The 13,726-nt window shown below is 72.4% G+C and carries 13 protein-coding genes; 8 read left to right on the top strand and 5 right to left on the bottom strand.

Translation table 11 applies throughout. The features are described 5' to 3' along the window. Window positions 1–58: 58 nt before the first annotated feature. The 5 genes from KUM44_RS11750 to KUM44_RS11735 form a co-directional block, all read right to left on the bottom strand. Entirely contained in the window at window positions 59–1,396 is a 1,338-nt protein-coding gene (locus KUM44_RS11750) for a hypothetical protein (RefSeq protein WP_217207762.1), read from the bottom strand. Window positions 1,397–1,584: 188 nt separating this feature from the next. Further along, on the bottom strand, window positions 1,585–1,833 hold the full coding sequence (locus KUM44_RS11745) for a hypothetical protein (RefSeq protein WP_217207761.1): 249 nt from the start codon (window positions 1,831–1,833) through the stop codon (window positions 1,585–1,587). A gap of 89 nt (window positions 1,834–1,922) precedes the next feature. After that, window positions 1,923–2,228, bottom strand: coding sequence for an HNH endonuclease (locus tag KUM44_RS11740; RefSeq protein ID WP_217207760.1), 306 nt, complete (start codon window positions 2,226–2,228; stop codon window positions 1,923–1,925). Beyond that, a complete protein-coding gene (locus KUM44_RS46750; RefSeq protein ID WP_302185988.1) occupies window positions 2,225–2,359 on the bottom strand; it encodes a hypothetical protein in 135 nt (44 codons plus the stop codon). The genes KUM44_RS11740 and KUM44_RS46750 overlap by 4 nt, the downstream gene beginning before the upstream one ends. Beyond that, a complete protein-coding gene (locus KUM44_RS11735) occupies window positions 2,356–3,567 on the bottom strand; it encodes a hypothetical protein (protein ID WP_217207759.1) in 1,212 nt (403 codons plus the stop codon). The genes KUM44_RS46750 and KUM44_RS11735 overlap by 4 nt, the downstream gene beginning before the upstream one ends. A gap of 326 nt (window positions 3,568–3,893) precedes the next feature. Between KUM44_RS11735 and KUM44_RS11730 the strand changes: the two genes are divergently transcribed. The 8 genes from KUM44_RS11730 to KUM44_RS11695 all read left to right on the top strand — a co-directional run bounded on the left by KUM44_RS11730 (window position 3,894) and on the right by KUM44_RS11695 (window position 12,798). After that, complete coding sequence (locus KUM44_RS11730) at window positions 3,894–4,688, top strand: GntR family transcriptional regulator (protein ID WP_217207758.1); 795 nt, start codon at window positions 3,894–3,896, stop codon at window positions 4,686–4,688. A 41-nt stretch (window positions 4,689–4,729) separates the two neighbouring features. Beyond that, window positions 4,730–4,966 (top strand): hypothetical protein, encoded by a 237-nt coding sequence (locus tag KUM44_RS11725; RefSeq protein ID WP_217207757.1) that lies wholly within the window; start codon window positions 4,730–4,732, stop codon window positions 4,964–4,966. Between the two features lie 867 nt (window positions 4,967–5,833). Further along, window positions 5,834–6,625, top strand: a complete 792-nt coding sequence (locus tag KUM44_RS11720) for a hypothetical protein (protein WP_217207756.1) — start codon at window positions 5,834–5,836, stop codon at window positions 6,623–6,625. A 1,687-nt stretch (window positions 6,626–8,312) separates the two neighbouring features. Next, complete coding sequence (locus KUM44_RS11715; protein ID WP_217207755.1) at window positions 8,313–8,645, top strand: hypothetical protein; 333 nt, start codon at window positions 8,313–8,315, stop codon at window positions 8,643–8,645. Window positions 8,646–9,539: 894 nt separating this feature from the next. Beyond that, complete coding sequence (locus KUM44_RS11710; protein WP_217207754.1) at window positions 9,540–9,713, top strand: hypothetical protein; 174 nt, start codon at window positions 9,540–9,542, stop codon at window positions 9,711–9,713. 433 nt (window positions 9,714–10,146) lie between these two features. Next, window positions 10,147–11,484: a replication-relaxation family protein gene (locus tag KUM44_RS11705; RefSeq protein ID WP_217207753.1), complete on the top strand. Its 1,338-nt coding sequence runs from the start codon at window positions 10,147–10,149 to the stop codon at window positions 11,482–11,484. Between the two features lie 148 nt (window positions 11,485–11,632). Beyond that, entirely contained in the window at window positions 11,633–12,424 is a 792-nt protein-coding gene (locus KUM44_RS11700; RefSeq protein ID WP_254389396.1) for a ParA family protein, read from the top strand. Further along, a complete protein-coding gene (locus tag KUM44_RS11695; protein ID WP_217207752.1) occupies window positions 12,421–12,798 on the top strand; it encodes a hypothetical protein in 378 nt (125 codons plus the stop codon). The genes KUM44_RS11700 and KUM44_RS11695 overlap by 4 nt, the downstream gene beginning before the upstream one ends. The last annotated feature ends 928 nt before the right edge of the window (window positions 12,799–13,726 follow it).

The following is a 13,726-nucleotide window of genomic DNA, read 5'->3' as shown; positions in this document are numbered from 1 at the left end:
AAACACGAAACACCCCCGGGCCAATTCACGCCCGAGGGTGTTTCGCTGCGGCTCCGATTTACACCGCCCGCTCACGCTCCTTCTTCCGCCGATTAACGACCGTGGCGGATCGTCCGGCGAATTCGCCGATTCGGCGCTGGGTCCATCCCTGGGTGAGGCCGTAGTCGATGCGGGCGTTCACCTGGGTGTCGGTGAGCAGCTCGGGCGTGCGGCCGGGTGCGCAGTCGGCGGGGAGGCCGGGGAGGTCCCAGTCCTTGGCGGGGCCGGTCGGCTGCTTGGGCTGCTGCTCCTGGTGCTCGTTGTCGTCGACTCGGGCGGTGACCCGGGCCGGGGTGGTGTGGCTGGCGGCCACGGGCGCCGGGGCGTCCTTGCGGGCCGGGGCGGGGTTGTCGGCGGTTGTCGCGCGGGGGTCGGCCGTGGGCGCGACAGTAGGGCCGTTGTCGCCTCCAGTGCGGGCCTGCGGGGCCGGAACCCCTGTGCGGGGCGCGGACGCGACAGGCGCGACAGGTACACGTACCGGTGCGGCCGGGGCCGCCGCCGGGGCGTGCCCGTTGACGGGCACGGGGACGGCCGCGGGGCGGGGCTCCGGCTGCGGAGCCAGGGCGCCGTGTGCCGTCGTGCCGTTGTTACGGTGTGCCGTCATGCCGTCAGCACCGTTGTGGGCTGCGGGAACGGGCGTGGTGAGGCGCTTCTCTTCGAGGTCCAGGCGCCGGGCCTGAAGCTCGCGGGCGGCGCGGGCGGTCTCGCGCTTCTCCTCCAGGTCGAGGGCGAACACCTGGTCCTCCCGGCGCTGCTGCCGCTCGCGGTCGGCTTCGGCGCGCTCCTGGGCGGCCTTGCGGTCGGTTTCCTCCTGGGCGATGCGGCGCTGGCGCTCCTCTTCCGCGGCGGCCACCTTGCGGGCGGCTTCGGCCTTGTCGGCCTCGATCTGCTCGACGTCGTCCAGGCGCTTGGCGAGGCGGCGCCGGTAGACGGGGCCGGCCTCCGCGAGCAGCACGAGGATGCCCGGCGTGATCAGGTGCTGGAACACTCCGGTCCAGTCGCTTTTCTCGGCCGAGTGCCCGATGTTCAGGAACACGCTCCCCGCGCCGGTGAACAGGCGCAGCAGCCCCGCCCATACCCCGCCGCTGACGTTGTGGCGGGAGGCGATCTCGTCCGCTCGCAGGCTCCCGAGGAACGCCAGGTCGACCACCAGGGGCAGCACGAACGCCGTGTCCTGCCACTCCGGCGCCAGGTGCGCCCGCACGTACGGGGTCGCGTTCAGGATCGACCACACGATCATCCCCGCCGCCACGCCCCACGTGACGAACGAGATGAACCGGTCCGCCGCCACCAGCTCCACACGCAGCCGCGCCGACGAGCCGGGCGGTCCGGCTTCCTCCAGCTTCTTCCTACCCATCTTTTCCTGACTCTCCGTAGTGTGCGCGCACGGTGCGCGCGAACTGTTCGCGTCGGACAAACCGGTACGCGTCGGACTGTGCGCGAGGGGTGTGCGCGGCGCACACCCGCTTCCTTCTAAGGGCCGGGCGGGGTGCGCACTGTTCGCACGGTGCGCACTGTCCGCACCCCGCAGCCGGTCACGTTCGGTTACGAAGTCGGGCGGGGCGTCTTGCCGGTCGCGGTCTCTCCGGCCGACGGAGCACCAGCCGCGTGGGCCATGCGGCCGTCGGCGGTGACGCCCACCAGGGGCCCCGCGAACTTGCCGCCGCCGGTCGTCCCGAACGGCAGCGCGTGGAGCGCGCGGCCGTCGCTGGTCACGCCGACCAGGGGGCGGGCGAGGTAGCCGACACGGCGGGCGCCCTCGGGGGCCTTCTTCGAACGCGTCACGTTGCGCATGGGGTTCTCCCTGCTGATCGCGGGCCGGGCCGGGTGCCCGGCTCCCCGCCCACCCCCGGCACTCGGGCCGTGGGGTGGACAGGCAGCCGTCACGCGGCCGTGCCGCCGACCGGGACCAGGCCCGGGCGGAACATGCCGGGCGCCGGGCGCAGCAGCGCCTGGGGGAGCTGGTCGGCCTTGGCCTCGTTGCAGGGGTGGCAGGCCAGCACCAGCGCGGCCTGCGCCCACGTGTGCAGCAGCGAGCGCGGGATCAGGTGATCGACGGTGGCGCCCTCGAGTTCGGGGCCGAACGGCGTCGCGCAGTAGAAGCACTGCGCCCCGTCCCGCTCCGCCAGGCGCGCCTTGAGCAGACGCCGGCGCTTCGAGCCCGGCTTGCGGTCGGCGTTGGTGCTCACCGCTGCACCCCCTGACCGGGGTGCAGGCGGGCCAGGTGCGCGGCGACCTCTGCCGCGAGCAGCTCCGCCGCGCGCCGTGCCTCCTCCATCTGCCGGGCCGCTTCCTGGGCGGCCTGCGCCTCCGGGCTCATGACCGCACCTCGCGGTTCTGGATGCGCAGCAGGGCCTCCAGGCGGGCGCAGGCGCGGCGGAACCGCTCACCCGCGTACGCGAACCCGCAGCCCAGACGCTCGCCGATCTGCGCGTACGACAGCCCCTGGTCGCGCAGCGCCACGATCGCGCGCAGATCCTCGGGCAGCTCGCCCACCACCGACTCCCAGCCCTCCGGCAGCGAGGCGGTACGGCGGGCCGGGGCGTCCTGCTCCACCGCCGCGCCGACGTCGCGCAGCGCCGCCTTCAGCGCCGTGACCGCCTTCGCCACGAGCTTCCCGGCACCGCCCTTGCTGTAGCCGATCCGCGCGGCGATCGCCGTGTGGGACAGCCCATCGGCACGCAGCCGCACCACCGCCCGGTAGTGGTCGGGCAGCTGGTCAAGCACCCGCTCGTAGCCCTCCGGCAGCTCGGGAGCCTTCTGCGGCAGCGCCGCCTCGATGTCCTCCCCGTCCGCGACCTTGTGCAGCAGCGCCACGACCTTCTGCCCGCGCCGCCACACCGTGGCCGCCGGCCATCCCGTCAGGTCCTCGATCGCCCGCGTCGACATGCCCAGCTCGAACCGCAGATGCGCCCACAACCGCAGCTCCTCGGGCATCTTCGCCACCGCCGCGGCGAACCGGCCCGTCAGCTCGGTCGCCTCCGGAGCAGCAGGCACCACCGTGCACCCGGCCGCCAGACGCTCCAGCGCCTGGTCCACCGTGTCGTCCTCGTTCGCCAGCGCCACGGGCCGCTCGCACCGGTTCGGCATCGCCGCGAAGTGCTGGCCGATCGCCCACTTCGCCCGGCCCGCCAGGAACGGGAACGCCTCGTCATCCGGCCGGTCCCCCAGTGCCGCCAGCGCGCCCGGGCGGCACATCTCCACCCACACGTCCTGCGCCAGGTCCTGCGCCAGCGCCTGGCGGTCCCAGCCCACCCGCACGCACAGGTAACGCTCCAGCCGGACGCCGTACAGGGCGAACAACCGGCCCACCCGCTCCGCCTGCTCCTGCTGAAGCGGCACGTCCACCGCCACCCGCAGACTCACCCGGTCACCCGTGGTGTAACCCGAGCGGATCATCCGCGACGGCGTCTGCTCCGTCACCGCCGGCCGCACCCGGTCCCGCTCCGCCCTCGACCGATGCGACGACCGGTCCTTGTCCCGCTTCGCTACCTGCGGGATCACCGGACGCTCAGCGACAATCGACACGTCGAACCCCTTCACCCAAGCCATGTGGATCGGTCCGACAGCGGTCTGGGTGCTTCCAACACCCCGACCACCGCCCAAAGCGGGCCCAGGTGCTCCAACACCCGGTCCGCCGCCCGGCCGGTGCTTCCAACACCGGCCGGGCACCTGCGTTTATGCAGGTCTTCACTGCTCCGGCCCTGAAGCTCGACCGGCACGACCCATAGAACAGTACCGGTACTGTTCCGTCAACAGTACCGGTACTGTTCTCTATGCCGTATCCGATCAGTACCGGTACTGTGGAGTCGTGGCCGGAAGATCAGCACCGGCCCCAAGGAGGGAGACAAGGCGTGGCCCGATATGAGGAAGTCGCCGCTGAGCTGCGGACTCGCATCAGGGGTGGCGAGTATGAGGTGGGCGGCACCTTGCCGAAGTACGAAGACCTGACGGCCATGTACGGCGTCGGACGCGGCGTCATCTCGGCAGCACTGGCGGTCCTAGAACGCGAGGGACTCGTGCGGCCGATCAAGCGGCGCGGGATCGTCGTCCTGGACTGGCGCATCGAGAGGCGCCGCATCGCTCGGGGCCAGCTCGTGACCCGTAGCCCGCGCGCGGGTTACGTGTTCCCTGCGGCTTCCCGCCCGGATGAACGATGGGTGCCGCACGGCCGCCCGTTCCGCGAGCGTCTGCCCGCCCCTGAGCGCGTGGCAGAACTGATGGGCATCGAGGCTGGCACGGAGACCCTGCGGCGTCGTCGCGTGACCAGCCCGGCCGGGGAGCCTCCCTTTCAGGTAGTGGACACCTGGCTCAGTGAAGAAGCGATTCGCGATGCCCCACAAATCGCCGAAGCATCTACCGGCCCCGGCGGCTATCTCGATCGCCTAGAAGAGGCGGGGCACGGCCCAATTTCATGGACGGAATTCATCCGGACGCGAATGCCAAGCAGGGAAGAAGCGCAATTGCTGGAGATTTCTGAAGAAATGCCGGTGCTCGAAACGGCAATCGTCGGAAAGTCTGCAAAAGACGGATCCACGATAGAGGTAACGATCCGCGCAATCCCTGCGGATCGCGTGGAACTTGTTTCCGAGCTACGGCGTGACAAAACTGCCGGTTGGCCTACGGAACCTGTTTCACCGGCTCCATAGCCATTTCCCCGGCCGTCTCACCCGACACGAAGGATCTACATATGTCCAAGACCATCCGGCACATCGGTACCTGCACCCGGCCCGCAGCCATCCTGATCGAAGGCCGTGAACCGGTCGACGGCCTCGCCTACGGGCCCATCCGCACCGAGGTCTACGCGTGCGACGAACACGCCCGCACCGCGCGCACCGAGTGGATCGAGCAGCCGCTGACCGCCTTCACCGCGCTCGCCGAACCGACCACCGGGCACGGCTGCGGCGAAGCGTTCGATCACGACTGACCCCCCGTCTCTCCGTCCTCTGTCCACAGGCAGGCGGGTGCAGGATGGCCCGCACAACGCAACAGGCCCCGCCAGACGGCGGGGCCCGCAGGTCCACTCCCGGGTTCGCGGCCCGGGGGCGGAGAAGCACTTCGACTCCCAGCAAGGAGGTGCGCTCGCCTTGAGCGTACGACGCACGACCCGCACAGCACCACATCGTCACGCTGCGGCCCTGCTCACGGGGGTGGCGCGGTGAGCATGTACCCGGTCCTGTGGGCCATTGATCATGCTCCGGTGTACGACGCCGAGGAGCGTGCCGTCCTCGTGGCTCTGGTGGTTAAGGGCGACTTCGACGGGATGAACTGTTTCCGGTCGTACCCCACCCTGGCCGCCGCAGCGCGAGTGGACGCCAAGACCGCCGGCCGAAAGTGCCGTGCCATGGAGTCCCGGGGCATCCTGCGCCGCCAGACCGCACACCGGTCGCGGACGTGGCTGTCCATCCCCAAGGAGCAGCGGCCCGTGATCTGGGAGGTCATGATCCCCGCCGAGTGGTGGAGCGCCGCACAGCTGGAGTCCATCAACGAGCAGAGAGCAGGACTGGGACGCCCCCCGCTCACCCCTGAGAACCGTCCGGCACTGGCTCCCGCACCCCCTAAGAAGGCCCGCGCCGACAAGGGTGTGAAGCGCCCGAAGAAGGCCACCCCGGGGACTACAAGTCCCCGGGGCAAAGCGGACACCGAAGCGGGGGGGGTAGGGACTACAAGTCCCTACCCCCCGGACTACAAGTCCCTACCCCCCGGACTACAAGTCCCCCAACCTTCTGAGTCACCTTCCGAGTCACCATCCGAGAACCCCCCTGCGTCCCCCCCGTCCGTCCATGAAGCTGAGGTGGCGCGCGCGAGCGGCTCGGACACGGAGGGACGGACGGACAGCGGCGGCGGCATTGGGGACCAGGAGCAGGAGCCCGGCGAGCGGGAGTGGACGCCGGGGGAGCGGCTGTTGGAGCGGATCGGCCGGCATCACCCGGAGATCGGTGCGGGGCTGGCGCAGGGCACGACGCTGCGGGACCAGGCCCGGCTGGTCGACGGGCTGCTGCTGTCCGGGGTGAGCCAGGAGCAGGTGCGGGCGGTGCTGGTTGACCGGCCGTACCCGGCTCCGGCGGAGCGCAAGCGGACCATGGCGGCGCTGATCGCGGCCCGGCTGACGAAGATCGTCCCGCCGCTAGGGCTGGATGCGGTGCGGCAGGTGCCGGCTCAGGCTGCGGCACCGGATGCGGGCAGGCCTGCGCCGTCGATGGAGCTGCACATCACCCGGCGGCCGGAGTGCCCTGAGTGCGGGCTGGACTCGCCGGACGGAGACCTGTGCGGCGCCTGCCGGGGGTGGCCGCTGTGCGAGGGCGGGTGCAAGCGGCGGGTGCGTGAGGGAGGCCTTTGCCCGTCCTGCGCCGTGGCGCCGCCGCAGGACGACGACGCCGATCACGTCGGCACCTGCCCCGGTTTCGACGGCCAGCCGTGCGGGCGGCCGGTGGCAACTGAGGGTCTCTGCCCTCGGTGCCAGGTCAGGGCTGCGGCTGCGAAGAAGACCCGGGACGCGGAGTGGGCGGCACAGGTCGCGGCCGTCACCGCGATGACCGACGAGGAGCGGCAAGCCGCAGCAGCAGGGACGCCCGCGCCGTTCTAGGGCTCGGCAGTGCCGCTGTACGGCCGTCTCCCGCGTTTTCGCCCCGCCTGGGCATCTCCGGGCGGGGCGGGGTGCGTTCGGCGCTCAGATCGCCCATACAGCCCCTCGGGGGCGGGAGTTCACTCGTTCACCCGGGCCGGGCGGGGTGAACTCCGGTCGGCCCTACGCGCGTACGTGAGCGCACGAGGGTTCGTCCGTTCACCCGTGCACGGCCCCGCCAGCGCTCCTGTACGCCCCTCTCCCGCGTTTTCACCCCGCGCCGGGTCTCCTTGGGCGGGGCGGGGCCTGTTCGGCCGTCAGGTGGGCGTACAGCGCTTCGCGTTGGCGGGCTGCCCCCGCTCGGCTCCCCCGCCCGGAACCGCCCCTGAAACCTGGGTCTTTGGGTCCTGGGTCCGGCGTTTTCCCTGGCGGGCGTGGACCGGCCCGGTAGCTGGGTCCTGGGTCCCCTCCCGATGCCACGGGCTGGCCTGGTTGCTCGTCACGCTGTCACGCGCCACTGTGACCTGGGCCTTTCGCCGGTTTCTCGCCGGGCGGGCGAGCGTGACAGCCGGAGCGTGACACCGCCGGGCGCCGTGTGAGGTGTGAGCCTCACACGGCGTTCCGCCTGGTCCGCATGCCGTTTGTGAGCTGTGAGGCCCGATCGGCCGCTGATCGGCGGGCGTTGGCCGATCGGGTCCGATGGCCGGCCGATGGCGGGGCCGATGCTGGCCTGCGTGGGCCGATCGATCCGATCAGCCGCCGCACCCCCGGGGCTCCGGGCCGTACGGGGCCGTTTTGGCCCCGGGGCCGGGCATCGGCTGATTGGCCTGTCCGGCCCGTCCGGGCAGTCCGGGCCTGTCCGCGAACGCGTCGTCGACGTGTCGGTCGCCGGACGGCGCGGCGGCGGCGGACAGGTCGCGGCAGGCGCCGCCAGGAGCCGGGCGGGCCGGTTGTCATCACCGTCATCATCACGGCCGCGGAAGTGCCTCGCCCTCGCGGAACCACGCGTGCGACGTACGCGTGCGTGGAATGTCATCCCGATCATCACGGGCGCGGGCCGTACGGGAGGACCGGCCCGGACTGGCGGCGGCCGGTCCGCACCCGGGGTGCCGGGCGGGTCTGGGGCCCGGTTTCGCCGTGGCCGGGGGTCGGGCGCGAAAAAGCGTGCACAGGTGCACGAGCACACGCGTGCACACGAGAGGTGGCGGTGGCCGGGGCTGCTCGGACGGAAGCCGGGACGGCGGCCGGGGCGGGCCGCGTTCATCGTTCATCACGTTCACTCCGGCGGTGCCTCGCGGGCGCGAAACACGCGCGCCTTACGCGCGCGTGTGGCGTTCACTTCGATCTTCACGGGCGCGGGGGCGGTGCGCCTGTCCGTGAACGGCCGCGCGTCCGGGGCCGCGCCCGCGTTCGACGACGGGGCGGCGGTCCGGGCCGGGGTGCTGCAAGGCGCGGTGCGCAGTGCCGCCGACGGATCTTCGGGGCGGTCCAACGCGTGCCGCGCGTGCCGCGTGGCGGGCGTGGCGCGGTTTCACGCACGCGCGGTCCACGCGTACGTGCGCGTGCCCGTACGGGTCGGCCCCATCCGGCCGTCACAACCGCCGTGTCACAGCGTCTGTCACAGCTGCGGTCACAGCCCGGGCACCATTGCCCGGTCCGGTCGTTTGCCCGGCAGCGGGTGCGGACCGGAAGGGGAGTCGGGGAGGGCATGGAGCGTCCGGTGGTGGAGCAGCTGGCCGACGACGTCGCGGAGGCCGCGTGCGAACTGGCGGATGCCGTGGCCGCAGGGGAGTGGAGCCCGGCGGCCGTCGACGACGTCGTCGACGCCATCGAGACGCTTGCCGAGGCGCTGCTGTCCCGGCGTGCGGAAGCGGCCCGGATCCTCGTGGCGGCGGCCGGACTGCGGGCCGCGCTGGCGCCGCCCGGCGATGAACCCACGGCCGCTGCTCCACCGGCTCCCCGTTCCGGCCGGCCCCGCCGGAGAGGACTCGGGCCCGGGTGGCGGGGCGTGCAGATGTCGCCGGACCGCACGGAGCAGTGACCCGGGGCGGGAAGTTCTTCTTCACCGCCCCGGCCTGGCGCGGCGGCGGGGCCCAAGGCGCGCGCGTGTCGTGCGCGTGCGAGGCGGTGAACTCCGGGCCGGGCGAAACCGGCGCCGCGGCGTGCATCAGCGCCGGGAAGCCCACGCTGCTGCACTGCTCTCGCGTGGGCACGCGGGCGCGGCTACGCGTTGGCCCCGGGATTCGCTGCCGCGCCGCGATGCGTATCTGCGAACTTCGCCACCAGCGGGCCCGGGCGCTGCTCCTGCTGCCGGACCGCCACCCGGCACCGCCACGGGACCGCCACCCGGGCGCGGCTGACCGCCACCCGCCAGGACGGGTGGCGGTGCGGTGGCGGTGGTCTGGCGGTGCCGGGTGGCGGTCCTGACCTGCGCATAGGTCTCTGACCTGCGGTTCGCGACCTATACGCCGGGGACGCGTCGTGGGCTGCGCTGTCTGTCCTTCGCTTCGCGGCGCTGACCAGGCAATCGACTCCCTCACTGAACCCCGGGGCACCGCCTCGTGCACTACGTCGCCTGCGTCCCCTCACCACGGCGGGCGCCTACCGGACCGGCGGCGCTCATTCAAGCCCCGGCCGGTCGGAAAGCCGCAGGTCAGCGGTATCGAATACGGGCCGCGCGGGTGTCATGGTCGCCCCATCGGCGCCCGGTCGCGCTGCCTACCCGCCGCAACCCATGTGACCAGGAACACACACGCCTGTAAACGGCCTGGTCAGAGCGGGGGTTGCGCGGCTAACCCCCGCAGCAAAGACCCTGGCGCCGCCCTGTCCGGGCCATCTGCCCACGACACAAGCACCACGCAACTCCGACGCTCCACCGCCCAACCACCGCACGCCCCTGCCCGGGGCGTGCCCGAATCCCGAGGGGGAACCGTTCGTGTCCACGCTCGCTCTGCTCGTCGCGCTGCTCCTGGTCGTCGTCGTGCTGCTGTTCGCGGCCGGCGCCGCGTACGTCGTGCACCGCCACCCGTCGTGGAGCCAGCCGCTCGGCGCCGCGTTCGGCGCGGTCACGGTCATGGCCGCGCTGGTCGGCGTGATCCTCGCCCGGTGAACCGGCCGTACCCGTGCGTGGTCGGGGCATCGGGGAGCCCCGACCACGCACGGCCAGAGCCCGACCGGACCTGTGTCATCTGTGTCATCGGACCGCCGTTTCCCCAGGTGAACGGAGCACGCGCGGCGGTCTGTGTCACTGTTCAGCCGCCGCACTGTTCATGCCGTCATGACGGCACAACGGCATGCCGTCACCCCAGTGCGGCGGATCGGACAAGGGGTCCAGGCAAGCCATCCCGGTTCCCTGCGGTTGCCACTGTGATCTCCCCTGTGTTCCCCCTGCGGTGCGCAGGGCTTGCCCGGCCCGTGTTTGCGCAGATCACCACGGGGTTCCGGGCCCCGGCCACACCTCGACACCCCTCTGTCCTGCATGATCAGGCTGGACAGAGGGGCCACCCGTGGGAGGGGTGCGCCGGGAGGGAAGGGGCAGCGGGGTGGGCGGTTCGAGGTTGCGCCGGTACGGGTCGACGGGCCGCACGCGCACGATGTGCCTGGCCGCCCTCGGGGTGGTCAAGGTCGCCACGCCGGACCAGATACGGCGGCTGATGTGCCCGGGCACGAAGGACGCGGCGACCGTGCGCGGCGGGCTGAAGGACCTGGAGACCGAGAAGCTGGTGATCTCGCCGGGCAGCGCGGTGCGCGTGAACGACGACGGCGTCCGGGTCACCGAGAAGCTGTGGACGCTGACCCCGGCCGGGCTGGAGGCAGCCGCCGTCGTCCTCGACCGCCCGGCGAGGGAGATGGGCGGCACCGCGAAGGCGGCGGCGGCCTCCGGCGCGAAGCACGCCCGGGCGGTGACTGACGTCCTGGACGCGTTCCTGCAGACCCCACCCGAGCCGACGCAGCCCGTTGTCCGCAAGCACCAGCTCGCCCCCGCCGCGCCGCCAGCCGCCCTGGTGGAGCGGCCGGAGGGGCTCGGGCCGCTCACGGCCTGGTCCACGGAGGCGGTGCTGCCGGTCGGCGGCACGTTCCTGTCCCCGGCCCGCGGTTCGCTGCGCGCCGACATGGTGTTCGCCTCGCCCGGCCACGACGTCACGCCGCTGCTGTTCGTGGAGGTCGACAACGGCACCGAGGGCCCGCCGATCGTGGCGGACAAGATCGAGCGCTACCGCCGGTTCTTCGCCCGCCGCGTCAGCCTGGCCGGGCGGGAGGTGCCGCTGTGGCGGACCGTGTGGCCGGCCTCGCCGCGCGACGGCTACCCGCCGGTGGCGCTGGTGTTCACCAAGAACGTGGGGCAGCTCGCCATGCAGACCCGCATGCGGGAGGTCGGCGAACTCGCCCGCGAGCACTGGCGCGGGGAGTGGAACGGCGACGGCTACGCGCCCGAGGGGCAGAAGCCGGACGGCTACCGCGACTACGACCGCACGGTGCCGCTGCTGGCCACGACGCTGCGCCTGCTCGCCGCGCACGGCCCGCACGGGCCCGTGTGGTGGCGCTACGGCCATGCGTCCTGGCAGCCCCTCGTGGAAGCGCTCGACAACCCCGACGACTACCGCGCCTACTCGGTGCGCGCGGAGGCCCGTCGCAAGGCGCAGGAGGCCGAACTCGAGCGCGCCCGGCGCGAGCAGGAAGCCGAGCGCCGCCGGTTGGAGGCGGGCAAGTGGGTGTGCCCGACCTGCCAGCGCTTCGTCTACCCCGCAGACGGCCTGACGCCCGGCGGCGAGTGCGGCCCCTGCCACGCCGACCGCCGACGCGCGGCCGAAGCCGCCCAGGAGCAGACCGAGCAGCCGCCGACCGGGGGCGGCATCTTCGGCCGGCGCCGCCGCACCTGACCCGCCGCGCCCTGCGGATCACAGGCAACTCCCCCTTGTCCGTTGCCAATTCCCCAGGCCGGACCCCTTGACCGATCCGCAGACACGAAGGTGTGCCGTCATGCCGTAGCTACGGCATGACGTTGTTGCGGCGGTACGGTCTGCCGTTATGGCGATGACGAGAGATGCGCTGCTGAACCAGAAAGGCGGGGTCGCCAAGACGACGACCACGCTGCATCTGGGCGGCACGCTCGCGGCCGCGGGCCGCAAGACACTCCTGGTGGACATGGACGGGCAGGGCAACCTGACCACCGCGTTGAAGATCCCGAGGCTTCACCCGGGCGGGGAGCTGACGCTCGCCCGGGCGATGCTGGAGACCTGCACCCGGGAACAGGCCCGGTCCCTGGTGCGCCAGCACTCGGAGAACCTGTGGGTCATCCCGAGCGCGCTGGACCTGTTCACCCTGCCGCGCCAGCTGCACAGCACGCGCAGCAAGGAGGAGCGCCTGGCGTGGGTGCTGGAGCTCCTGGAGGACGAGTTCGACCACTGCCTGGTGGACTGCCGCCCGGCGCTGGACGTCGACACGGACAACGTCCTGCGGTGGGCCGAACACGTGCTCATCCCGGTCGACGTCGACGAGTTCTCCATCGAGGCCCTGGAGCTGCTCCTGGGCCAGGTGCAGACCCTGGTGACCGAGACGCGCATGCCGATGCCGCACTACCGCGGGCTGGTCATCAACCGCATCGACCGCCCGTTCTCGGGCTTCCACCAGAAGGTCTACGACGCCATACACCAGCTCCCGCTGCCCGTGGTCGGCGAGATCCCGCTGCGCACCGCCGTGGCGGAGGCCAAGAACAAGGGCCAGACCATCGCCCAGTACGAACCGAAGTCCGACGTCGCGCGCATGTTCCGCGACCTGGCCGTGAAGGCCGGCTACCTCCCGGAGACCCCCGCAGCATGAACGCCAAGAAGAAGGACGACTTCGCCGTCGACACCGGCGGCGTCAGCGCCCTGCTCACCGGCCTGTCCGGCCGGTTCGGCCCCGAAGTACCAGGCCAGCCGCACCCTGACGGCACAACGGCAGACCGTCACGACGGCACGACGGCACCCGAACCCGCCGCAGCACCGAAGGCGCCCAAGCCCAGCAAGTACACGATCCTGTTCGACCAGGACGACGCCCTGGTCTTCGACGGCCTGGCGCTGGAGCTGCGCCGCCAGGTCGGGCGCCCCGTCGACAAGAGCGAGATCGTCCGCGCCCTGGTCCACCTCGCGGCCCGCCCCGGCCCGGTGGCCGACCGCCTGGCCGACGTCCTCGACCGCCGCACCGCCACCTGACCGCCAGCCCCGACCACGGGCCCGACCATCGCAGGTCACAGCCGTGCACGGCCCGACCGGCCACCGAAGGACCAGCCAGGCCGCGCACGGCGCGGGGGCCGGACGCGCTGCGCACCCGGCCCCTCCAAGGCTTTCTGCGGAGCATCTCGCCGCCGGCACTCGCCGTCATCACCCACACGGGCGACCCCCGCCCCCGCCCGGCGGCAACATCTCTTGCGGCATCTCCTGCACGATCTCCTGCGCCTTCCCCTGCGCCATCTCCTGCGCGCGCTATCCGGGACGCCGCGCGTGGGCGCAGGTCACCACGCCCTTTCGAGCGTGGTCGGGGGTCTGACATCCCCCCTGGAGCCTCCCTCAGCCGCCCACGATCAGGAAGAAGGAGAGTAGGGCGGGGGCGGGGCGGAGGTCGGCTCGCCGGGGGGATCGGGCGCCCTGGCGGCGGTGTTGCGCGTCGGCGGCGCCTCCGCGCTGCCCGGCCGCTGGAGCGTCCGGGCGGTGGAGCAGGGAGACAGCGGGGCGGCGGCGAACGGCGCTGTTGCGCCAGGGGGTTGCGGTAGACGTTGCGCCAAGGTGTTGCGGTAGGGGTTGCGGTAGATGTTGCGCGGCCTGGTGGCGGGCGTGCCTATCACCCCTGGTCAGGGGCCTACCGGAGCGTGGTCGGGGTGCTGACATCCCCCTCAGAGCACCCCAACGACCGCCCGGGCCTGGAAGAAGAAGGGTGGGAGGGAAGCGGGCGGGACGCGGTGAGCGCCTCGGGGGATCGGGCGCCAGCCGGTCCCCTCGCGCGCGTCGGCAGGGCCGCGCGCGGCCGGGACAGGCTGACCCGACACCGTTAATCGGCGGAAGAAGGAGCGTGAGCGGGCGGTGTAAATCGGAGCCGCAGCGAAACACCCTCGGGCGTGAATTGGCCCGGGGGTGTTTCGTGTTT

The organism is Streptomyces sp. AC550_RSS872 (assembly GCF_019049285.1).
Taxonomy (GTDB): Bacteria; Actinomycetota; Actinomycetes; order Streptomycetales; family Streptomycetaceae; genus Streptomyces.
The sequence above is the reverse complement of the archived record's forward strand: the minus strand, read 5'-3'. Positions and strand labels throughout refer to the sequence as shown.